A 21,536-nucleotide genomic window follows, 5' to 3' on the forward strand; every position below is an offset into this window, starting at 1 on the left:
AAGTTTGGTGATTTTGAGCCAACATTCTCATGAAACTAATGATCGATCGAACCCTCGATCGATTTATGAATGATTTGCGATCGCTATATATTTCCTCCCACCAAGCCTGAAGACGGTAATCAAACATTCGCTTGTTGTATGGCTGGGCAAAAGGGAGGTAGTAAAGAAACGGTGTTTATGTGTGCATCATCTGGTGGCTAAAGTGCTGGTCATATAGGAGCGATCGCCCTTCTATTATTGAGGTGCGATCGCTCTTTTATTGAGTATCACTCATTCTGTTTCTCCAACAGCATAGGAGATTTTTACCGCTTTGACAACCATTCATAAGACAAGGGATAGTCAGTAGGTTCTGATTAAAGTGCGCTCGCTTTGTAGCTCGCACTTTCACTTAAACCTTAACCGCTTCCTGCGATTGAATTTCCATCCACTGCAACGCTCTCGATGCCGCCTCAACTACGCTTGTCCACTCAGAAGATTTAATATACTCCTCATCAGAAACTCCTGTCCCCAACGCCTCAAAAACTAAGTCTATAGCCTGACAAACTGCTGAGATCAAACGGGCTTCTTTTTCATCTTCAATAATTACTCCGATTGCCGCATTCGGGTTTTCTGCCAGCACTGTATCGTCGTAAAGAAAATGAACCGCCTCATCAAAACTGTCGCACTCAATACCGGGCGGATAATCGCTCTCTAGCCAAGCTTTATGTTGATATTCTCTATCTGCCAAACTTCGGAGAGTTTCTAATAACTCCTCTCTCATTTTGGGATACTTTACCATACAACTTTCTCCTTTACTAAGGTGCGTACCAGGTTTGCCACTGCAACCATTCATCTAAAGGGATGTGAGCTTCTGTGGGATTATTTTTGATGCTACCTGCAATGGGTTGACCATTTTTACCGATAACTTGACCGTCTTTTCTAAGAATAACGTGGTCTACCTGCTGAGAAGGAAAACTGCTATCTGCATCCCCTCTGTCAATCCTCACCCCATTTCCCTGATTTGCTGGATCTCCCCACCGCCAACCTGGTTTCTTTTTGTTTGGCTGTGCATCGCCCCAGGATTCGGGTATTTTCTGGCTAGCTGCTTCTGGGACTGTCCAATCTTGACTTGAAATCACCTCGCACCTGGTTTATGCTTAATCCTGTTCCTAGACAGCAATTTTAGCACAGAGGATATATCGACCTTAAATAATTTATAACAAATATGAGCATTAACGATAAACTTAAGAACATACTGATGCAACTTCGATCGCACTTCGAGCAACTCTACGGCGATCGCCTCACCCAAATGGTGATCTACGGTTCCCAAGCCAGAGGCGATGCACGCCCCGACTCTGACATTGATATTTTAGTCGTCCTCAAAGGGCAAGTAAACCCAGGCGAAGAAATTAAAAGAACCAGCCACATTCGAGCCGATTTGTCGCTCCAAAATGATGAAGTCATTAGCTGTTTGTTTATGGACGAACAGCGATTTACGCACTACAACGGGCCTTTATTGAGGAACATTCGTAAAGAGGGAATAGCTTTATGAAACCAGAACAATTAGACTTGCTCCTGAAAGCTCGTCAAAGTCTATCGGCGGCAAGGCTATTACTCAATAATGGTTTCCCAGATTATGCAGCATCTCGCGCTTATTATGCCATGTTTTATATTGCTGAGGCATTTTTAGATGGCGAAGGAATGTCATTTTCCAGTCATGCCGCAGTGATTGGAGCTTTTGGCCGAGAATTTGCCCCGTACAGGAAGACTTCCTGCTGAGTTTCACAGATTTTTAATCGATGCTCAAGACTTGTGAAATAGTGGGGATTACGGGGGACTTGATACTGTCACTGTCGAGCAAGCTGCGGAGCAAATTAACTGCGGCGAGCAATTTCTCGAATTAGCCCAAAATGCGATCGGCACTCTACCGCCGCCCTAAAACAGTATACCGATATCCCCGACTTATTCAACAAGTCGGGGATATAAAACAAGAGCACCGCCCCTAAAGATTAATGACTACCCGCTCCAGCCGCCCGTTTAAACGCCTCATCCAACACTTCCGAAAGCGTCGGGTGAGTGTGGACTCGGAATGCTAAATTGTTAACAGAATCGCGCTGGGCGATCGCATTTGCCGCCTCCTGAATTAAATCCGAAGCGTGCAAACCGAAAATGTGAACTCCCAACAACTCCCCAGTGTCTTTCCGGTAAATCACCTTAGCCGTACCGTCGGTTTCCCCTTCAGCAATAGCTTTAGAATTTCCCTTAAAATAAGTCTTGACAGAAGCTACCTCAAACCCTTCAGCTTTCCCCAACTCTTTGGCGGCAGGTTCCGTCATCCCCACATAGCTAATTTCCGGGTGAGTAAAAGCCGCCGCCGGGATACTCAAATAGTCAACTTCGCGGGCACGGCCACAAATATTTTCTACTGCGGCAATTCCCTGAGCAGACGCAGAATGCGCTAACATCATTTTGCCGTTAACATCGCCGATAGCCCACAAATTTTGCACCGGTTCTCCCGCCACCAAAACCTGCATCTTATCGTTAACTGGGATATAACCGCGCATCGTTTCCACGCCAACAGTTTCTAATCCCAAATTCTTGCTCACCGGAACCCGACCAGTTGCTACCAAACAAGCATCAACTTCCAAAACTTCGACAACTTCCTTAGTTTTGAAATCAGCTAATTCAATAATTACTGGCGAACCAGGAATAATCTTCTTCGCCAACAACCCAACTTTTGTTTCAATATCGCGGGGTGCAATTAACACTCGTTCTGCCAACTTAGCAATATCCGGGTCAAAAGTCGGCATCAACTGATCTAGAGCTTCAATCATCGTAATTTCGCAGCCCAGGGCTGTGTAAATATCAGAAAACTCCAAACCGATATAACCGCTGCCAATAATTGCAATCCACTTCGGCAGCGATTCCAACCTGACAGCATCGTCGCTGGTAAATACAGTTTTGCCGTCAATTTCTATCCCGGGGGGGACGAAGGGAACCGAACCTGGAGCGAGAATAATATCCTTGGCGGTAATAGTTTTCTCGCCTTTATCCGTTTCGATCGTAATTTTTTGAGAACCGGCGATTTTTCCCCAACCTTGGATAGTATCGACGTTCAAACGTTTGAGGCTGTTGGTCAAGTCGCCGCGAAGTTTGCTAACAATAGTATTAGCGTGATTGGCGATCGCCCCGCGATCGAAATCCACACTCCCCAATTGAATTCCCAAAGTCTTCAGGTGGTGGGCATTCCGCAAATCTCGCACCCGCCCGGAAGCCGCCAACAGCGCCTTAGAGGGAATGCAGCCGCGGTTGACGCAAGTCCCGCCCATGTCGCCCGCTTCGATAATTGCCACTTTCAGCCCGCAGCTAACCGCGTGTATGGCCGCGCCGTGTCCGCCCACGCCAGCGCCGATAATTGCTAAATCGTAATCAAATCCCTGAGTCACCTTAAAATCTCCTAATGCCTTTGAAATCTTAGGACTCAAGCAAAAAACACCGTCTGTCCGTCCTTTCGAGCTGGCGCGTTGCCATCGCAACCCTTGAACAGCGGTAATAGTTGCGCAAGTCCTGTTTCCTTATTCTCGACTAGACTAGGGTTAATTAGACAACGAAAGAGCCGTAACTGAGATTTTTTCAGGGTCAATGATTTTGAGCTGGGTCTGCACCAAGTCTCAAATCACTCAGTAGGCGGGTGTAGAGTTAAATATAGTTTGAAGGCTGACTATGCCCGCAGCAGGTTTTATATGGGGCAGCAAGTTCAGCCACAGGCATTCCCATCGCCCGGTTAAATTCTGTCCTCCTGCTTGTTTTAGTCGGTTTTCATGTCTAATATCTGCACGCGCCGGGGCGGACAGACTTTGTTGGCAAATTTTAGACCCTATGGAGTGGCTTATGACGGATGACGACGACCAGAAAGATTTACGCCGGGCCTCGGCTCAATCATTTTTTGAGTCGCTTGATGAATTGTTCGATTCTATAGAATCGAACAGCAGTCAAGCTGCACAACCTAAATCTCCACCGCCTCAGGCTAAGTCTTCGAGTCAGTCTTCGAGTCCGCCGAAGAAGACTAGACCTGCGAAAATTAATTTGTCTGATTTTGAAGATGCGATCGCCGATTTGGAACAGTTCATCCAGAAGAAACACCAGAAACGGCCGGAATCGAATCAATAGTGCGATGACACATTTTCAAGTAATGACTGTTGACTGTTGACTGTTGACAAGCGAAAAATTTTACACCTAATTTCCCGCTCCCAGATTCATCTGTGGAGTCAATTTTTAAATCTAAAATCTAAAATCTAAAATCTAAAATCGACTGGCTCTTGACTTTGCTTTCGGCTTAAGCTGCCTAGGTTGCAGCCTACAATATATTCACATTTCGTTGAGGATTGCTTTACCAGAATCAAGCCACATAAATTAGCTCAATTTACTATTAATAGCCTTGTTTTTAGGCTTTGACTGCTGCGGTAATTGCCTCGATCGCACTTCGATCGCCCGATCGCCGATCGCACTCAAAGGCAAGTCGAATTCCTCAATATCATTGCGGAACTTCACCGCAATATCAGCACCGTTAATAATTGCTCCCAACAGCCGCGGGCCGGATTTATGCGACTCCTCCTCGTCAGATTCCAGCAACTGCTCGGCAGCCTCAGACAACATACTAGACAAAGTGTAACCAGGCCGCGCCACCAAAATCATACCGTCTGTGTACGGTTCCAGCGTCAGCGCGTCGTTGCACTCGCTCAACGCCGGAGAATCCACAACCACAAAATCAAAGCGGTTGCGAACATCGTCGAACAATCTCCGCATTTCGCTCGATTCGAGTACGGCAGAGGCCTGCCGCAAAAAGCCCGGACTCGGTACCACATATAGGTTCTCTACCTCGGGAACCAAAAATACGCACTCGCTAATATTGCCGTAATAGTGCAAAGGTTCCACCGCCGCCAGAGGATCTGCAGCGATTTTCAAAGATTCAACGTTAGAAGCCGATCGCAAATCTGCTTCAATTAACAAAGTCCGCTTACCCGATCGAGCCGACGCAATTGCCAAATTGTAAGCACTAAAACTTTTCCCCTCCAAACCTGCCGCCGAAGTCAGCAGCACCACCTTCACCGGTTTGTCCCCGATCCGGCGCAAATTAGTGCGCAACCGCTCGTAAAATTCCAAATAGGGAGAATTTGCCGCCAGGGCGAGCGGCATTTCATCGCCGTAGGAATAATCAAACATCGTCACTTCAGGCAAAACTGCCAGTATCGGCACCTCTTTTTCCACCAAAGCCGCCCGCACTTCTTCCCAACTGTAAAACTTGCCGTTGAGCATCCCCAACAAAAATATCAACCCGCCGCCCAGCAGCAATCCCACAAATCCTCCCACCGCCAGCATCACGGGCAAACCTCTCTTGTTTGACTCAACGTCATCCGTTTTGGGAAGTTGGGCGATTGTCAAACTCCCCGTTGTCTCAGCTACCGCCGCCGAAGCATCTACCAAAGCCGACTGCATCTTATCGTAGAGAGCTTTTTTCAGCGCCACTTGCTGGGCCAAGCGGGCTTGTTCTAACTGCTTGTTGGGGATTGTCGCGTGTTCCCGGCGTAATAGCTGTTCAGTTTTCTCGATTCCTTTGAGTTGCTGTTGCCACATATCCTGCTGCGTTTGCAAAGCAATCAAACTTTGAGCTAACTGCTGTCTGGCCGGGTCTAAAGAAGAGTCTACCCGAATTCGATCGGCACTTCTGAGCGGAGCCGCCACCCCGTTACCGCCAAGCACCTCAGACTGTCGCTGCTGCAACTGCTGCTCAAAAACAAGTTTTTGTTTGACCAATTCTACAATCTTTGGGTGTTCCTCCTGCAAGTCGCTGCGGAGAATTTTGAGCTGAGATTCGAGCGAAAACAATTGCACTCGCAGTTGCGCAATAATTGGATCGGCAGAGAGTGCTTGAGCGACGTAAGCTTGCTCCACATTCAATCCCAAGCGATCCTGCAAGCTTTTCATTTGAGCTTCAACTCCTCCCAACTGCACGCGGAGTTGTCGCTGCTGCTGTTGGTTGCTGGTAATCGCTTGCGGCAGTACACCGCTCTGAGCTGCTAAAATTGAAGTTCCTTCTCGTTTTTCGTAGGCTTCAAGTTTTGCTTCCGTCTCTCTGAGATCCTGAGTTACTTTCGGCAAGCGCTGGTTAATTTGGGCGATCGTTTCTCGCAATCTAGAAGTATTAATAGTTTGGCTGCGAGCGACCATTTCTTTCATCATCGCCTCTACTACCGCTTCTGCTTTTTTGCGATCGACATTTTTGTACAATACTTGAATCAAAGCGCTGGGGTCATTATTCTTACTCGGCATCTTTACCTGCACGCTGTCTGCCAGCTTTTTAGCAGAAACATTTACTTTTTTCGCTGCTGCTTCAACCACCCTTTTATCCAGCAGCATATCTTTAGTTATTTCTTGTCCTTCCTGTTGAATTTTAGTAGTAGTCGATGAAAAAATCACGCTCGGTCTACGGTAGGCCAGCGTACCTGCAGCAACGTAAACTGGCGGCGGAGTTGGCTGCAAAGCCACTACTCCCGACACGCCCACAGTCACCGCGAGAGTAGCCAGTCCCACCCACTTGTATTGGTCAAAAGCAATTAAATAACGTTTAACAACGGATAAAGTCATGACGATTTTAGATTTTAGATTTTAGATTGTTAACGATAACTAATGATTGCTGACAAATAATACCCATTCCCAAAAACCTTAGAACTTTCGGCCTGCGATCTAAACCCATATCGCATAAGTCATTCCCCATCTCAAATCGAAAATCGAAAATAGTCTGACTACCTATCATTATTACGTGACGGTCCGAACAGATCTGTTACCCCATTTCTCAACTGCTCAAAGAACAGAATAAATCCCAAAGTATCCCGGAATGGTCGAGTAAAAGTATTGATTACATAACCAATGCGCTCTACCAAATTCCTACCAATCACAATCACATCATTATCTTCGAGCATCGGGTTCTGAGAAACATTGCCCTCCAAAGCAGCTTTAGCATCTATCGAACGGTTGATTGCTCTACCTTGCTTTTCGTCGAACCGAATCAGGGCTATTTTCCGCAAGTCAGCAAGATTAACAGGCAAGTTGTTGAGAGCATCCAAAAACCTGCTGCCATTTTCTACGTAGAACGAGGTCAAACCACCACTAGCGTAACTCAAAACTCGAACGTAGATCCTCGGCTTAATCAGAGTAGACCGCGAAACAAGAGCTTTGTCGTAGTCTAGGTTTTTGGTACTAGCGTCCAATTCCGGGATGACAATCACATCTCCCGATGCTAAAGGAAAATCGAACAAATCGTTAGCGTTTGCTAGGGGAGTGTAGAGGTCGATTGGTTCCTCCACCGACGAGCCGTCCATCAGCGTCCGCCGCACTCGCACCTCCCGCAAATCGGCTTTTCCCGTGACTCCCCCCGCAATCACCAAAGCAGCCGAAATTCGACCAGAACCCGCCGGAAGCGTGTAAAAACCCGGTTTGCTGACTTCTCCGGTCACAGTGATTTGGATGGGGACAGCGGCAGCAGCTAGGCTGTACCTGGATGCTAAATCTTGATCGGATTTGCGATCGGGCGTAACCTGTTTATACGGTACGACGATCGCATCTCCATCTTCCAAACGCAAATCCGGCGGAGCAATACCAGTTTGCAGCGGTGTCAAAATATCAACAACTTGCTCCGCGACAGCACCTCCCGGCAGAGTCCGCCGCACCCGCACCGCCCGCAGTTCCGCCGTAGGAGTAGTCCCAGCAGCAGCCGCCAGAGCCGCAGGAAGCTGGGGGGTTTGCAGCGGATAAAAACCCGGTCTGGCAACTTCCCCCGTCACCGTTACCACTACGGGGCGCTGAACCAGCAAAGCAGCCGAGACTTGAGGATTTTTGATAAATTGGCCAAAGCGCTCCCGGAGGCGCTGCTGTGATTCTTCGACAGTAAGACCGCGCACATTTACTGTTCCGATTAGCGGCAGTACAATTACCCCTTCAGGGCTGATTGCACCCGTAAAACCTAGCTCTGGGAAGCGCTGAACTTGAACAGAAATCTGGTCTCCCGGGCCCAGGCGGTAGGGTCGATTCCGAAAAGCTGGGTTAATATCCCGGTTGAAATTCGCAGGCGGCGGTGGCGGTACGCGCAATGGCGGTGGCGGCACGAGTCGCGGGGAACTAGGAGCAACAGATTGAGCTAAAGCAATTTCCGAAAAAATTTTGTTGTTAAAGCCCCATAATACAGCAGCAAAAGATAGAGTCCAAGCAGTTGAATACCAGCCTGCCAAGCAAACAGCGACGCGATTTTTAATTGTGGATTTTACTGGCATTTTGAGAGGATTAAAAACATAAATATTTTGAATAATTAGCTGAGTTTTAAGTTTCATCTAAATAGAGCGACGCGAAAAAAAAATAAGATATTTTAGGGGCGGGTTGAAGCCGGATATTTACTAGGAGGCCGTTTATTGTGGCAAAACCCGCCCACCCCGTAGACCGATTTATTTGCACCTAGCTACTTACTCAAAGCGAAAAGTTTCTGCCATTAATTGAGCCTGTACAATTTCGCCGAGAGATTCGAGCAAGGGTTGAGCTCTGTTAATGTCGCCCTGCGGTTGAATGGGAAGGATGATACTGACAGCAACCCAAGAGGCGCGGCGGTTCGACAGTCTAGCAATGCTGTCTTCCCAAAACCAGCGGCTGGTTGTTGGAGAACCTCCGTTAGGCCAAGCGTACCACTGCATGACAGCAAAAGTTTGTTGGGGAGTCCAGCTTCGGAAAAACCGGGTCTCTACATTAGGCGGTGGCTGGTCGTGTATTGGCGCTACTTTAACTGTAAACCTCAGAGTGCGATGAGAATCTGTTTGCCACCGGTGAAATCCATCGAGGTCTAGCCATTCTACTTGAGGCTGGTTTTTGGGGCTATTTTGAGGCAACAGCAATAAAATAGCAATTGTTCGATCGTTTTTAATTTCTTCAACTAACCATCTGTGACCGCCAATTTGGACGTTATTCTGGACGCGGATCACCTGCCACCCGGGAATTGTCATCCCATTTTGGCGCAAACTTTTCAATTGATTGAGGTTGGCAACTGGTGGCGGGTTTGTCCAAGGCCACCTTCCTGTCCCGTAGCCCGGAATTGCTACTGCCCCAACTAATACCAGCAAAAACACCAGTACCATAATTTTAGATAATTGATACCGCCGCAGTAGTTTCCGTGCTGAAATCATCTGTTTCATTAATTGCCAGACTTGCTTGGGAAATACTTTTCTACCCCGTTGAGGAGAAGTACCAATAAGCCTAGTATACAAGCAGAATACAAGTCTCCGCCCCATCCGGCGTGCAGCCAAGTAAAAAGCCCCTCTCTCTCGGTTCCGTGAAAGTAAGTTAGCAAAGTGTTGCGGAAAATGTTGGAAGTGATGCTAATGATAGATGTACTAACTAAAAACAAAAGGCTTCTTTTATGGGAACTCCAAACTCCTGTCCAATCCAGCAGCATTAGGCTGACGTAAAGACTGGTAAACAGCATTTTTAAGCCTGCACAGTGAGGAGCAACTTCTACAATGCGATCGTTTACGTAGAGATAAATTGTTTCCACTCTGACGTTGAGACCAACCTTAATTAATATCAAGCCTGATGTTTCAGCAATGAATTGCTGCAACGGCAAGGCGTAGGGTTCTATGAGGTAAGGAATGTGGTTTGGTGAGGCGAGAAATACGAATAAAAGCGGCATCCCCTGCAATTGCAAGCCGGGAATTCCTTTTAAAGATAAGCAAATGCTGACTAGCATTACGGGAAAGGATAAATTTACTAAATCGCTCAAGCGACTCAGATAAAAAAGGGTGGCTAGTACCAGCAAAAAGCCTCCCAAAGGATGCGGTGAGTTGGGCAACCGGCGCCAGCACTTTCGGTTCATCCAAGCAATATAAGCTGCGTAGGGCAAACCAATTAGTCCGTGGCTGAAATATTCGTGTTCGATGCTGATATTTTTGTTGAGCCAGCCGTCGTACCAGTGTAATAGCAGGGGGGCGTACAGCAGCACTAGGAGTACCGCGATACCTTCCCCCAGGAGGTATCGCTTGAAAACAATGCGAATTCGGCGCTGGATGTGCATGGTTTGAGAAGTTTTGAGGTTGCCGCGCTGGATTCGCAACGGTGTGGGGTTTTGAACTGTCAGTTAAAGAATTGTTAATTTCCCACAAAAACGCTTTGAGAACCGCACCTTACTGCTTGAAACACCTGCAGCATAAGTTTTACGAACAGTTAGCAATTCAATGATAGTACGATCGCCCGAACAACTTGCTCGATCTGAGTATTGCTCAATCCGGGATACATTGGCAATGATAAAATTTGTTGGCACAGGGTTTCGGCGCGGGGGAAGTCGCCCCGATTGCCTAAGTTTTGGTAGGCGGGTTGCAGGTGACAAGGTACGGGATAGTGTATACCTGTTTGAATGCCGTTTTGGGCGAGTTTTTCCTGAAGGGTGTTGCGGTCGATCGAGCTTTCCTCAGTAATTTGGATAACATATAGGTGATAAATGTGACCGCTGCTGCTGTGGTTGGCGATCGGTACAATACCTTTGTTTTTCAAGGGTTCTAGTAGAGTATTGTAGTGTTGGGCGGCGTCGGTGCGATCGCAATTCCATTTTTCTAAATAAGGCAATTTAACATTGAGCACGGCCGCTTGCAAATTGTCGAGGCGGCTGTTGGTGCCAATTTCTGTGTGTAAATATTTGCTTTGTGCTCCGTAATTGCGGAGAGTTCGCATTTTTTCTGCGAGCTCTGCATCGTTAGTAATTAACATCCCGCCGTCGCCAAAAGCACCGAGGTTTTTGCTGGGATAAAAGCTGAATGCTGCTGCTTTCCCAATGGAACCCGCGCGGTATCCTTCTCTTTCGGCTAAGTGCGCTTGGGCGGCATCTTCAAATACGATCAAATCGTGGCGCTTCGCAAAATCTAAAAGCTGCCGGGGCGATACCATTTGACCGTAGAGGTGTACGGGGATAATTGCTTTAGTTTTTGAGGTAACTGCTGTTTCGGCTGCTGTAAGGTCAATCAGGGCAGTTTCCGGGTCGCAATCTACAAGAATAGGTATAGCTTTGGCTTCTAGGACGGCGATCGCGGTGGCGATAAAAGTGTTAGCGGGCATGATAATTTCGTCGCCCGGATTAATGCCGCAAGCTTGGAGTCCCAGAGCGATCGCATCAGTTCCGCAAGCCACTCCTACGCCGTATTTTACTCCAGAAGCTGCTGCAAATGCTGTTTCAAATTCCGCGAGTGCTTGACCTAAAATAAAGTCTCCTTTCTGGATAATTTTTCCAATTTCTGCTGCTATTTGCGATTGGATTGGTTGGTGTTGCAAGGAAAAGTTTACAAACGGAACTTTGGGCGGGCGGTTACTCATAAACTATCGAGGCATAATTCTTTATATTAACATTTTAGTGCGGATAGCATTTAAAATATTTTAACCGCAGAGGGCGCAGAGTAAAACAGGGAAAAGGGAGATTTTTTACGGAATAGCTGCGCTTCACGTACTTTTTTGTGAGTAATCAAATAAATGAAACAGGACTTACGCAAAAACCCGGTTTTGTTACGTTATTTGGTCATCCGATATCGAATGTGACAACGATAAACCGGGTTTTTTTGCTCTCTTTCGTAAGTCATGTGAAAGTTTTTCGGTAAGATAGAAACAGATAATTTTGCAGCAAGCAATCGCAATCATGGAATACAAAAAACTCGGCGACAGCGACTTATCAGTATCTGAAATCTGTTTGGGTACGATGACTTACGGCCAGCAGAACACCGTTGTAGAAGCGGCCCAACAGCTCGATTTTGCGATCGATAAAGGCATCAACTTTATCGATACGGCAGAAATGTATCCCGTCCCTGGAAAACCGGAAACTCAGGGTAAAACAGAGGAATATATCGGCGAATGGTTGGCGAAGCAGCAGCGGGATAAAGTCATTATAGCTACTAAAGTTGCGGGGAGAAGCACTCGATTAAAGTGGATTCGGGAAGGGAAAAATCAGATCGATCGCCCAAATGTCGAAAAAGCCCTGAATGACAGCCTGAAGCGCTTGCAAACTGACTACATCGACCTGTATCAGATCCACTGGCCCGATCGCTACGTGCCGCTATTTGGTGCGCCGGATTACGACATCGCCCAAGAGCACGAAACAGTGCCGATTTTGGAACAGTTAGAGGTATTTGCTGACTTAATCAAAGCTGGGAAAATCCGCTATTTGGGTTTGAGTAACGAGACGCCTTGGGGAGTTTGCGAGTTTTGCACCTTGGCGGAAAAACACGGATTGCCGAAAGTTGTTTCGATTCAGAATGCTTTCAGTTTGAGCAATCGGACATTTCACCTAAATTTAGCAGAAACTTGCCGTTTTAAGAATGTGGGATTGATGGCTTACAGTCCTTTGGGGTTTGGGCTGTTAACGGGTAAATACTTGAATGGAATTCCCGAAAATTCTAGGTTGGCTTTATTTGCGGGATTTGGTCAGCGTTACGATAAAACTAATCTGAATGATGCCGTGAAAGCGTATGTTGAGATTGCGGCCAAACATGGGATAAGTCCGGCGCAGATGGCTTTGGCGTATGTGCGATCGCGCTGGTTTGTAACTAGCACAATTATCGGTGCAACCAGTCTCGAACAGTTGGAGGAAAATATCGGTAGTTTGGAGGTGAATTTGGATAAGGAGATCATAGCGGAAATCGATGCGGTGCACGCTAAGTATCCCAATCCGACACCGTAAGTTTATTAGTAGGTTGGGTTGAGCTAACGAACCCTACGTTTCACTTCGCCCAACTTACCGCTTTTTTATATGATGTATGTTGTACCAATAAAAAAATACCAAAGTGGCAGAAATTATAGAACAGGATATAATAGATTCAAGCGTAGAAGTTGGCAGCGGCTGTGAATGGACAGGTAGAGGAACAGAACCCCAATGGAACAATCCTAAATCAACGAAAGCTTACGACCATATTGCTCGTCATCACGGCCCCCAACTTAAACCCCATGAACTTATGGGAAGAGCTGCAAGCACTAAAGATGACCAAGGACAATGGCTAAATTCAGAGGATTGGATAATAGCTGAGCAATTAGTACCTAAATATCGAGGTCAATACATCATTGAGTTTCAGCGTCCTATTGGTAGAGTTTACCATCCCAATCGAACTATAACTGAAAACGTTAGTCGCGCTTTTATTCAAAGGAATATTGATGGAACTCTGAATTGTGGTTATCCTATAGTAGATGGGGTAATTCTACGAAAATTTAATAGGAGTAGGAGTAGCAGCGATGAATAGCAGTCAAAAATTTAATTTTAAATTAGCCGAGCGTTTCTTAGAAAACTACGCAGAGCCTCCTGAAGATCCATTGGGAGAGCTTTCTCATTTTGAAATGGGATGGCGAAGTTTCTGCTTTGAATTCGACCATAAAGTTTTAATAGAAATAGGTGAGGAGAAAATAGAGGTATTTTTAGATTTAGATATTTCCATGATGATAGAGAATAACTTTCCACAGGAAATTGCTAAGCTATCGCAAGGTCAAAAAATATCAATAGATTTTCCTGAGAGTTGGTTCATGATTAGGTTGCTTCCCAGGGACGATCGCATTAGCTGTACTTTGAGGAAGTTTGGAACTTCCTGCTGGGAAAAGCATTTTGATTTCGATCGCACTCAAGTATTAGATGTGCTGAGAGGTTTTCTTGAGGAAGTGATGCAGCTAGCTGTAGATAAAGGTTACATCACGTTGGAAGAGAAGGAGGAATTTATTCGTCCGGCTTTTGCTAGCAGTACGGATGCTGTGGTATTAGGCAAGTAGTTGGTTGGGGTGGTGTTTTCGGCGATCGACCTTGTTTTTATATTTCTGAAACCCTTGCCCTATCTGCCCGCAATCAATTCACTCACGTTTCAATTCTTAATAGAGATTTAGGTTAATTGTGGCATCCATTTTGCCCATAGCCCGGTATACCGCGCTATTCAAGCCTATTAGATTAAAGCGGCATCGGATGTCGGCAAATTGAGGTTGAGTTGGCATCCACTTTACCCATAGCCCCGTATATGCGGTTATTCAAGCGTATTAGATTAAAGTGGCATCGGATGTGGGCAATCGGATGTTTAAATCTCCGTAATAAAGGAAACAAACGGTCTTATTGCTCGCTTGACAATTCAACGAACGAGTGGTAAATTCTTAAAATACAAGCTCAAACAAAACTTCCTCACATTCCCAAGTGTAAGAAAGACAACGCTTTAATGTCTTGTAGTTTTTGCAATAGCAAATCATATCTGATACGGAAAAGGCCCGCCTGAAGTAACGATTCAGACAGAGGCCTTGCTTTAGCTAGCAAACTCACGGTGGTTTGACATCTCAACTTCAGACCACCACAAGTTAACGTAACTTTTGAAATATATGTCCCATAATTATACTCCACAATGCGAGTCGTTGTACACCAACCTTCAGCGGACTAAGAAAACCCTCTCTGTTTTGGCGGAGTCACACCGCGCTTTGGCGGAGTGGAACCGCAGTCTGCTTGAGGAAAACGAAGCAAAGGATGAAACTATCAAAGCTAAGGATAAAACTATCCAATCCTTTGAGCAAAAAGTCCTTGAACAGCAACAAGAAATAGATGACTTGAGGCGCGAACGTGATTGGCAGCCAAATCACTGGGATAACGATGGTTCATCAAACGCAGACTGTCGTGCTCGCGAATATGCAGCAGACAGACTAGGAATCTGATAGAAAGTACGATCGCCCTTCCCATCCAAAAAATAGGACAATGGTAAAGGGCGATCGCACTTCACCTAAATGCTTAATACGATCGCACTTTTTGCTGTTTTTCCTGCAAAAACTCTGCAAAGTCGCAGACTTCAGCAATTCATCAGCCTTTATCTGGGTGCATCTGCGGTTAAAAACTCCCCTCCATTCCCGGACAAAAAGCTTAATGTCCCAATAGCTTATCCCGCAAATGCTTAATCCGATCGCGCAATTTACCCGCCTCCTCAAACTCCAACTTCTTAGCCGCCGCCTTCATCTGCGCTTCCAACCGCCCGATTAACTGAGGAATCTCATCCAAAGATAACTCGTTTACCTGTTCGTAAACCTCCTCCAACTGCTGAGAATTCAGCTTGCGCGACACATCCAAAAATGCCAAAATCGCATTACTCGATCGCTTTTTCGCGATCGGCTGTGGCGTAATCCCGTGCATCTTATTGTACGCTAGCTGAATCCCTCGGCGTCGATCCGTTTCGTCGATCGCCTTAACCATACTATCCGTCAAATTATCCGCGTACAAAATAGCCTGTCCCTGAACGTGCCGCGCCGCCCTTCCAATCGTTTGAATCAACGAACGTCCCGAACGCAAAAACCCTTCTTTATCCGCATCCAAAATTACCACCAGCGAAACTTCCGGCAAATCCAAACCTTCCCGCAGCAAGTTAACACCAATCAATACATCAAACTTACCATCCTGCAAATCTTGGATAATTTCGATGCGTTGAATAGACTGAATTTCCGAGTGCAAATACCGAACTCTAATCGCCCTTTCCTGCAAATATTCGGTTAAATCCTCCGCCATCCGCTTGGTTAAAGTCGTCACCAAAACTCGCTCGTCCCGACTTACTCTCTCCTTAATTTCGCCCAACAAATCGTCAATTTGTCCTTCCGTCGGGCGCACAAAAATTGTCGGATCTACTACTCCGGTAGGTCGAATTACTTGCTCTGCAACTCGCCCTTCAGATATTTCCATTTCCCAATCACCAGGCGTAGCAGAAACAAAGATGCACTGATTCTCTTTTGCCCAGAATTCCTCTGCTTTTAAAGGGCGGTTATCTGCCGCGCTGGGCAAGCGGAAACCGTGTTCGATCAATACTTTTTTCCGCGCTTGGTCGCCGTTGTACATCCCCCGAATTTGCGGCACTGTGACGTGAGATTCATCTATCACCAACATCCAATCTTTCGGAAAATAATCAATCAAACATTCTGGCGGTTCCCCGGCATTTCTTCCGGCTAAATGCCGCGAATAATTTTCTACTCCGTTGCAGTAACCTACCTCGCGCAGCATTTCTAAATCGTAGCGGGTGCGCTGTTCCAACCGCTGAGCTTCTAATAGTTTACCCTCTTTTTCAAATTCGGCCAGTCGGTCTTCTAATTCTAGTTCTATTCCTTGACAAGCTGCCTCTAATTTATCTTCTGCCGTCACAAAGTGGCGGGCTGGATAAATATTTAAAGCGGTTGTACTTTGCAGGATTTTACCTGTTACGGGGTCAACGTAGCGAATGGCATCGATTTCGTCGCCGAAGAATTCGACGCGAATAATTCTATCTTCGTAAGCGGGGCCAATTTCCAAAACATCGCCTTTGACGCGAAATTTGCCTCTGCCTAAATCTATATCGTTGCGGGTGTATTGGACGTTGACTAAATCGCGCAAAACTTGCCGCTGGTTGACTTCCATTCCTACTTGCAAAGGAATAGCAGCTTTCAGGTATTCTGCGGGCATTCCCAAACCGTAGATGCAGCTAATTGAAGCAACTACAATTACGTCGCGGCGTTCAAAGAGCGATCGCGTGGCGGAGTGCCGCAGCATATCTATCTCGTCGTTAATTGCTGCCGTTTTCTCAATGAAAGTATCGGTGACAGCAATGTATGCTTCAGGTTGGTAGTAGTCGTAATAACTGACAAAGTATTCGACTGCATTGTTCGGGAAAAAATTTCGCAGTTCGTTGCACAGTTGAGCTGCCAGGGTTTTGTTGTGTGCTAAGACTAAGGTGGGTCTGCCGACTTTTTCAATGACCGAGGCAATGGAGAAGGTTTTGCCCGTACCTGTGGCACCGAGTAAGGTTTGAAATCGATCGCCCGCTTCGATGCCTTTGACAAGTTGCTCGATCGCTAGCGGTTGGTCGCCTGTGGGCTGGAAGGGCGCTTGCAATTGAAAATATGCTGCCGCAGTTACCATAGGAAAATGTAGCTATTACCCATAAATTTTAACAAAAATGCAGAGATACTGCAATTCGTTCAGAAAATAGTTAGACTTTGTAATATTATTTTAATCATCGGCCGAAATAGAAAGCAGAAAGCCCACAAAAGCAGTTGTCCGAACCCAGCAATCAACAGCAATAAGCGAGGAAAAGAATTATGGATACGAGCAGCACAGGTACAGGCAAAGGCAAAGCGCTCGCCCGCCGCGGCAAAGCAAGTTCCAAAAGCGAAGCGACAGAACCCACGGATGCCAAAGCAACAGGAATTCAACTTTATCGGCCGCAACTCATGCATGACAACCGCCCCGTCGGCCGAGACGATTTTACCATCAGCGAGACCGTCTCGATCTCGGGGAACCGCCCGATCGGCACTAGCACCCTGCACCTCAGCGAAACCTACGGCACTGTAGGCAATCGCCCAGTCGAATCCAGCGACTTTGAAGTGGTTGCTACACTCGGCAATCGCCCGATCGGTTCCAGCGCCATGCAAGTCAGCGAAATGTTCAGTATGTCCGGTGCCCGCCCTATTGGCATCAGCACTCTGCACATTGATGAAGTTTACTCCACAATGGGAGGAAACCGCCCTATTGCCTCAAACGAAATTGACGATAGCTCGGCATTAATGGGCTTCTTAGATTAATTAGTCAGTTGTTAGTTGTTAGTTGTTAGTTATTATCTGCTACCAATAACTAATAACTAATAACAACAGTCAACAGTCAACAGTCAACTAACTACTTCCCCACACCCTGATATTTGCTTAATAAAGCAGCAAAGCGCTTGTAATCTAAAGGTTTCTCCAAATATTCCGCCGCTCCCAATTCCAAACCCTGATTTTTGTCGTCCAAAAAAGTTATCATAATCACCGGAATATCAGCCAAATCCGGATCGCCTTTCAACGCCGACAGCACCGCCCAGCCGTCCATACTCGGCATCATCACGTCCAGAATAATCGCGTCCGGCAACAACTCCTTAGCCAAGAGAAGCCCCCCTTGGCCGCTAGCCGACGATCGCACCCGAAATCCCTCTTTCGACAAGCAGCGGGTCATCAAATCCCGCGCGTCCGGATCGTCGTCAATCACTAGGACAGTAGCAGCATCGGGCAGCTCCAGCGCTGGCGATCGCACTTCTTTTTGCTTCGCTTCTGTCCCCGCTGCAATCGTCTCTAACTCTTGGGAAGACTCGGCCTCCATTTCTTCGATTTCTCGATCGGGCCACGCTTCTTGCTGGCTTTTTACCACAGCCGGCAACCCGATCGTAAAAGTAGAACCGCAACCAAACTCGGTCTCAAGCGTAATGTCCCCGCCCATCATCTGGCAAAACTTCCGGCTAATTGTCAGCCCCAAACCGGTGCCGCCGTATCTGCGGGTAGTAGAATCGTCCGCTTGGGTGAAAGCTCCGAACAGCCTCGACACCTGATCCTCAGTCATGCCAATGCCGGTATCGCTGACTTGAAAAACGATCGAAGGCTTTTGACACCGAGAAGGATCTGGCGAGAGTTCTTCGGAATTGTCGATCGGCAAAACTTCCCCTTTTTCCTTCCAGACATTAATAGTAATTTTGCCTCGATCGGTAAACTTAGCAGCATTGCTCACCAAATTCAACAGCGCTTGCCGCAGCTTCGACGAATCGGAGTAGATCGTGCCAATATTGGGATCGCAATTGACGATCAAAGTGTTGCCATTTTTCCCTAGCAGGGGTTGAACAGTAGTCACAACCTGCTCGATCAAATTCAACACCTCAAAAGTCTCCAAGAAAAGAGTCATCTTTCCTGCTTCAATTTTAGAAATATCCAGAATGTCACTAATAATGCTGAGCAACTGCTTGCCTGCCATATTAATGCTTGCCAAATCCATCACAAACTCTTCTTCGCCGAGTTCCAGAGCCTCTTCTTGCAGCAGCTCGCTGTAGCCGATAATCGCATTCAATGGCGTCCGCAACTCGTGAGTCATATTTGCCAAAAATGTGCTTTTCGCCCGGTTGGCAGCTTCTGCAGCATTCTTAGCGACTTCCAATTCGCCCGATCGTTCCTCTAGCTGCCGCTGCCGCAGTTCCAAACCGTTGAGCAAATTGCTAATTTGCTGAGCCATTGTATTGAGAGTAGAAGATAGCACCCCGATCGCGTCATTAGAAACAACTGGCGATCGAGCCGTCAAATCACCGCTCGCCATTTGTTCAGCAGTTTGCCGCAGCAAGCCGAGATTCCGAATAATTGCCGACACCGACACAAAACCCACTATCCCCGCGATCGAACTCAAAACCAAAGCCCCCAGCAGCCAGTGCTGAGTGCGGCTCACCAAAGCCAGAGTTTGCTGCACCAGCACCGCCATTGCTGCCTCAGGAACCCCCGCCGCCGGAGCTGAGGCAGCCTCTATTGTCAGCAAATAGTTCTTCATCTCCACAGAACCCATCCACCCGACTCCCACCGCCATCCAAGTTATCAGTACCAAGATGACAAACAGCCCGATCAAAGAAGCCCGAGTTCCCAAAGAAATCTGCTTCGGGGCAAGTGCCGCCGCCCAAGGATAGCCCTTGAGAAAAGGATCTGGCTGCACCGGTACGCCCGAATTCCAAATCTCTTCAATTTGACCGTCCAACCTCACCTGACCAATCCGCACTGTTTTCCAGGTATGTTGCGTTTGGGCATCTATTTTTACCTTGCCCGAAGGCGCTGCAAACTCCATATTTTTAGCAGCCGCCCTGACTTTAACCACATTTGTCGAACCAGCTTTTTCTACTGCTTGCTTCCACAGGTAAACGCCGAAATAAGCTGCTTCGATCGGGTCATCCGTGACTCGATTTTCCCCGTATCGGGCTTTATAAGCCTTGACAAATTTACGATTTTCCGGTGTATCCACCGTTTGAAAATAGTTCCAAACCACCAAATGTCCGGCAATATTGGACGGCCCGATCGCCCGCACTTCCTCTTCTGCTACGCTGACCGACATCACCGGCAAATCCTCGGGTTTCACGCCAGCTTCCCGCAACTTTTGGAAAAAAGCCACATTGCTGTCGCCGTTGAGAGTGTTGAGAATAGCATCTGGTTTCACTGCTAAGATATGTGCGATCGCCTCGCCCACTTCCCTAGAACCCAGCGGCAGATACACTTCCCCCGCCAACTCTCCCCCGAGTGCCGCCAGTTGAGCTTTCACAATTAGATTTGCCGTCCAGGGAAAGATATAATCCGAACCCAACAGAAAAATTTTCCGCTTCCCCTGTGCCAGCAAGTAATTCACCCCAGGCACAATCTGTTGGTTAGGAGCAGCACCAGTGTAGAAAATATTCGGACACTGTTCTAGCCCTTCATACTGCACCGGATAGAACAGCAATCCTTTGCCCTGCTCGAAAGCCGGCTGTACAGCTTTGCGGCTCGCCGAAGTCCAACAGCCAAATACCACCGCCACTCGCGCTTCTAGGAGCAATTGCTTAGCTTTTTGAGCAAAAGTCTGCAAATCGCTGGCTCCATCTTCTATCACCACTTCCAATGGGCGTCCGAGTACCCCTCCCGCCGCATTAATTTCCTCAACAGCCAACAGCGTCGCGTCTTTAACAGAAATTTCGCTGATGGACATCGTGCCCGTCAGCGAATGCAAAACGCCTATTTTGATCGGCTCACGAGTCGGGCCGACTGCTTCGAGGGGGTTACTGCTCCTTGCTCCCATAGGGTTTTAGATAATTTTTACTAATAACAGAAATTTTAGTTCCATCCGGCAGGAAGTTAGCCTTGACGCTAACTCTTGTTTAGCAGATTATTTAACCCGATCGCCACACAACTTGCGAATTGCTGTACCTTGTGGATTTTAACGGTCAAACTCTCAGCATAGACTTAAGTCTGCACTAACCAGTCCCCTATTTCTCTCTTCATCTTTTACGGATGTCGAAACAGCCTCATCCAACAACATTTACCACTTAAGGCGCGCGCCGCAGAAAAATTCTCCCCATCTCCCGCCCTCCCCTCTCCCCAACTCATTCAGGGGATAGCCTTGTGAGTCATCAATAATTTCACGCACTCACGTACTCATCCCTTTCCCATATCATTCTTCCGGCAGGTGGAAGTCTCCCTAATTTTTCTTACTGTAAAATTACCAAATACTGTCTATTCCCTATCTATCTTCAGGCAGAGGGAAGGCTTCCAGATTAGCGTTATTATAAACATAAGGTTAATGTAACTAGCCTTGTTAAAAATAAATTTTACCAACAATAGGGTCAAGACAAATGAATATTGAAGAAAACGCGACCCATACTGACACCGCAACTCAAGTAACGCTACCAAAATCCAGGGAAACATTGCTCGGAGAGGAAACAGAAAAATCCCTCACCGATCACAAACAAAAAGATGCTCAAACTATGCACGCTGTGGAACAGTTGAAAGAAGAGCTTCAGCACAAAATAGATGAAGAATGTCCTCACAAGGTAGATTAAAACTCATAGGGATTTTTGTAGGGTGTGGGTAAGATGCGGTCTTGCCCACACTCGCTTTTTGAAGGTACAAAGCAGAATTCAATAAAAACATTATAATTTTAATTTTTTTTCTTAAGCAAAATTGTCTTGGACGCACGGGTAGCCATCGACGAGTTTTTTCACAGA

General features: G+C 46.9%; 19 protein-coding genes. 9 read left to right on the forward strand and 10 right to left on the reverse strand.

What is annotated here, in order from left to right; translation table 11 throughout:
* Positions 1 to 388: 388 nt before the first annotated feature.
* Together E5S67_RS23315 and E5S67_RS23320 are read right to left on the reverse strand one after the other, a co-directional pair.
* The gene (locus tag E5S67_RS23315; protein ID WP_172190751.1) at positions 389 to 778 is read right to left on the reverse strand and encodes an SCO4402 family protein; all 390 of its coding nucleotides are present in this window, start codon (positions 776 to 778) and stop codon (positions 389 to 391) included.
* Positions 779 to 794: 16 nt separating this feature from the next.
* Positions 795 to 1,118: a hypothetical protein gene (locus tag E5S67_RS23320; RefSeq protein WP_172190752.1), complete on the reverse strand. Its 324-nt coding sequence runs from the start codon at positions 1,116 to 1,118 to the stop codon at positions 795 to 797.
* A gap of 86 nt (positions 1,119 to 1,204) precedes the next feature.
* Between E5S67_RS23320 and E5S67_RS23325 the strand changes: the two genes are divergently transcribed.
* Positions 1,205 to 1,531, forward strand: a complete 327-nt coding sequence (locus E5S67_RS23325; RefSeq protein WP_172190753.1) for a nucleotidyltransferase domain-containing protein — start codon at positions 1,205 to 1,207, stop codon at positions 1,529 to 1,531.
* Positions 1,528 to 1,758 (forward strand): HEPN domain-containing protein, encoded by a 231-nt coding sequence (locus E5S67_RS23330; protein ID WP_246276950.1) that lies wholly within the window; start codon positions 1,528 to 1,530, stop codon positions 1,756 to 1,758. The genes E5S67_RS23325 and E5S67_RS23330 overlap by 4 nt, the downstream gene beginning before the upstream one ends.
* Positions 1,759 to 1,988: 230 nt before the next feature.
* Here the strand turns inward: E5S67_RS23330 and lpdA are convergent, their stop codons facing one another.
* Entirely contained in the window at positions 1,989 to 3,425 is a 1,437-nt protein-coding gene (gene lpdA / locus E5S67_RS23335; RefSeq protein ID WP_172190754.1) for a dihydrolipoyl dehydrogenase, read from the reverse strand.
* 445 nt (positions 3,426 to 3,870) lie between these two features.
* Here lpdA and E5S67_RS23340 point away from each other — a divergent pair, with 445 nt between their 5' ends.
* The gene (locus tag E5S67_RS23340) at positions 3,871 to 4,149 is read left to right on the forward strand and encodes a hypothetical protein (RefSeq protein ID WP_172190755.1); all 279 of its coding nucleotides are present in this window, start codon (positions 3,871 to 3,873) and stop codon (positions 4,147 to 4,149) included.
* Positions 4,150 to 4,392: 243 nt separating this feature from the next.
* Here E5S67_RS23340 and E5S67_RS23345 read toward each other — a convergent pair whose 3' ends face one another.
* The 5 genes from E5S67_RS23345 to E5S67_RS23365 form a co-directional block, all read right to left on the reverse strand.
* On the reverse strand, positions 4,393 to 6,624 hold the full coding sequence (locus E5S67_RS23345; RefSeq protein ID WP_172190756.1) for a polysaccharide biosynthesis tyrosine autokinase: 2,232 nt from the start codon (positions 6,622 to 6,624) through the stop codon (positions 4,393 to 4,395).
* Positions 6,625 to 6,782: 158 nt separating this feature from the next.
* Positions 6,783 to 8,363 (reverse strand): polysaccharide biosynthesis/export family protein, encoded by a 1,581-nt coding sequence (locus tag E5S67_RS23350; protein WP_172190757.1) that lies wholly within the window; start codon positions 8,361 to 8,363, stop codon positions 6,783 to 6,785.
* A 129-nt stretch (positions 8,364 to 8,492) separates the two neighbouring features.
* A complete protein-coding gene (locus E5S67_RS23355) occupies positions 8,493 to 9,212 on the reverse strand; it encodes a cyanoexosortase B system-associated protein (RefSeq protein ID WP_172190758.1) in 720 nt (239 codons plus the stop codon).
* Positions 9,212 to 10,087 carry a cyanoexosortase B gene (crtB, locus tag E5S67_RS23360; protein ID WP_172190771.1) on the reverse strand — a complete coding sequence of 292 codons (876 nt, stop codon included), beginning with the start codon at positions 10,085 to 10,087 and terminating at the stop codon, positions 9,212 to 9,214. Before crtB ends, E5S67_RS23355 begins: the two co-directional genes overlap by 1 nt.
* A 149-nt stretch (positions 10,088 to 10,236) precedes the next feature.
* Positions 10,237 to 11,376 carry a DegT/DnrJ/EryC1/StrS family aminotransferase gene (locus tag E5S67_RS23365; protein ID WP_172190759.1) on the reverse strand — a complete coding sequence of 380 codons (1,140 nt, stop codon included), beginning with the start codon at positions 11,374 to 11,376 and terminating at the stop codon, positions 10,237 to 10,239.
* A gap of 295 nt (positions 11,377 to 11,671) precedes the next feature.
* On the opposite strand from E5S67_RS23365, the gene E5S67_RS23370 reads away from it, so the two are divergent.
* The 4 genes from E5S67_RS23370 to E5S67_RS23385 all read left to right on the forward strand — a co-directional run bounded on the left by E5S67_RS23370 (position 11,672) and on the right by E5S67_RS23385 (position 14,715).
* Positions 11,672 to 12,730, forward strand: a complete 1,059-nt coding sequence (locus tag E5S67_RS23370; RefSeq protein WP_425487380.1) for an NADP(H)-dependent aldo-keto reductase — start codon at positions 11,672 to 11,674, stop codon at positions 12,728 to 12,730.
* A gap of 103 nt (positions 12,731 to 12,833) precedes the next feature.
* Positions 12,834 to 13,283 carry a hypothetical protein gene (locus tag E5S67_RS23375; protein WP_172190760.1) on the forward strand — a complete coding sequence of 150 codons (450 nt, stop codon included), beginning with the start codon at positions 12,834 to 12,836 and terminating at the stop codon, positions 13,281 to 13,283.
* Positions 13,276 to 13,800, forward strand: coding sequence for a hypothetical protein (locus E5S67_RS23380; RefSeq protein ID WP_172190761.1), 525 nt, complete (start codon positions 13,276 to 13,278; stop codon positions 13,798 to 13,800). Before E5S67_RS23375 ends, E5S67_RS23380 begins: the two co-directional genes overlap by 8 nt.
* Before the next feature lie 588 nt (positions 13,801 to 14,388).
* Complete coding sequence (locus tag E5S67_RS23385; RefSeq protein ID WP_172190762.1) at positions 14,389 to 14,715, forward strand: hypothetical protein; 327 nt, start codon at positions 14,389 to 14,391, stop codon at positions 14,713 to 14,715.
* Positions 14,716 to 14,917: 202 nt separating this feature from the next.
* On the opposite strand, the gene uvrB is transcribed toward E5S67_RS23385, so the two are convergent.
* Positions 14,918 to 16,930 (reverse strand): excinuclease ABC subunit UvrB, encoded by a 2,013-nt coding sequence (uvrB, locus tag E5S67_RS23390; protein WP_172190763.1) that lies wholly within the window; start codon positions 16,928 to 16,930, stop codon positions 14,918 to 14,920.
* A gap of 179 nt (positions 16,931 to 17,109) precedes the next feature.
* On the opposite strand from uvrB, the gene E5S67_RS23395 reads away from it, so the two are divergent.
* A complete protein-coding gene (locus E5S67_RS23395; RefSeq protein ID WP_172190764.1) occupies positions 17,110 to 17,592 on the forward strand; it encodes a hypothetical protein in 483 nt (160 codons plus the stop codon).
* Between the two features lie 91 nt (positions 17,593 to 17,683).
* Here the strand turns inward: E5S67_RS23395 and urtA are convergent, their stop codons facing one another.
* Entirely contained in the window at positions 17,684 to 20,611 is a 2,928-nt protein-coding gene (gene urtA / locus E5S67_RS23400) for an urea ABC transporter substrate-binding protein (RefSeq protein WP_172190765.1), read from the reverse strand.
* A gap of 553 nt (positions 20,612 to 21,164) precedes the next feature.
* Here urtA and E5S67_RS23405 point away from each other — a divergent pair.
* Positions 21,165 to 21,371: a hypothetical protein gene (locus tag E5S67_RS23405; RefSeq protein WP_172190766.1), complete on the forward strand. Its 207-nt coding sequence runs from the start codon at positions 21,165 to 21,167 to the stop codon at positions 21,369 to 21,371.
* The last annotated feature ends 165 nt before the right edge of the window (positions 21,372 to 21,536 follow it).

Origin of the sequence: Microcoleus asticus IPMA8 (genome assembly GCF_013179805.1) — a bacterium.
In the GTDB taxonomy this organism is placed as follows: domain Bacteria; phylum Cyanobacteriota; class Cyanobacteriia; order Cyanobacteriales; family Microcoleaceae; genus Microcoleus; species Microcoleus asticus.

Coding starts and splice junctions, on each gene's coding strand:
- E5S67_RS23405 (WP_172190766.1), top strand. CDS start 21,165: ATGAATATTGAAGAAAACGCGACCCATACTGACACCGCAACTCAAGTA.
- urtA (WP_172190765.1), bottom strand. CDS start 20,611: ATGGGAGCAAGGAGCAGTAACCCCCTCGAAGCAGTCGGCCCGACTCGT.
- E5S67_RS23315 (WP_172190751.1), bottom strand. CDS start 778: ATGGTAAAGTATCCCAAAATGAGAGAGGAGTTATTAGAAACTCTCCGA.
- crtB (WP_172190771.1), bottom strand. CDS start 10,087: ATGCACATCCAGCGCCGAATTCGCATTGTTTTCAAGCGATACCTCCTG.
- E5S67_RS23330 (WP_246276950.1), top strand. CDS start 1,528: ATGAAACCAGAACAATTAGACTTGCTCCTGAAAGCTCGTCAAAGTCTA.
- E5S67_RS23325 (WP_172190753.1), top strand. CDS start 1,205: ATGAGCATTAACGATAAACTTAAGAACATACTGATGCAACTTCGATCG.
- E5S67_RS23355 (WP_172190758.1), bottom strand. CDS start 9,212: ATGAAACAGATGATTTCAGCACGGAAACTACTGCGGCGGTATCAATTA.
- uvrB (WP_172190763.1), bottom strand. CDS start 16,930: ATGGTAACTGCGGCAGCATATTTTCAATTGCAAGCGCCCTTCCAGCCC.
- E5S67_RS23395 (WP_172190764.1), top strand. CDS start 17,110: ATGGATACGAGCAGCACAGGTACAGGCAAAGGCAAAGCGCTCGCCCGC.
- E5S67_RS23380 (WP_172190761.1), top strand. CDS start 13,276: ATGAATAGCAGTCAAAAATTTAATTTTAAATTAGCCGAGCGTTTCTTA.
- E5S67_RS23340 (WP_172190755.1), top strand. CDS start 3,871: ATGACGGATGACGACGACCAGAAAGATTTACGCCGGGCCTCGGCTCAA.
- E5S67_RS23350 (WP_172190757.1), bottom strand. CDS start 8,363: ATGAAACTTAAAACTCAGCTAATTATTCAAAATATTTATGTTTTTAAT.
- E5S67_RS23365 (WP_172190759.1), bottom strand. CDS start 11,376: ATGAGTAACCGCCCGCCCAAAGTTCCGTTTGTAAACTTTTCCTTGCAA.
- E5S67_RS23345 (WP_172190756.1), bottom strand. CDS start 6,624: ATGACTTTATCCGTTGTTAAACGTTATTTAATTGCTTTTGACCAATAC.
- E5S67_RS23385 (WP_172190762.1), top strand. CDS start 14,389: ATGTCCCATAATTATACTCCACAATGCGAGTCGTTGTACACCAACCTT.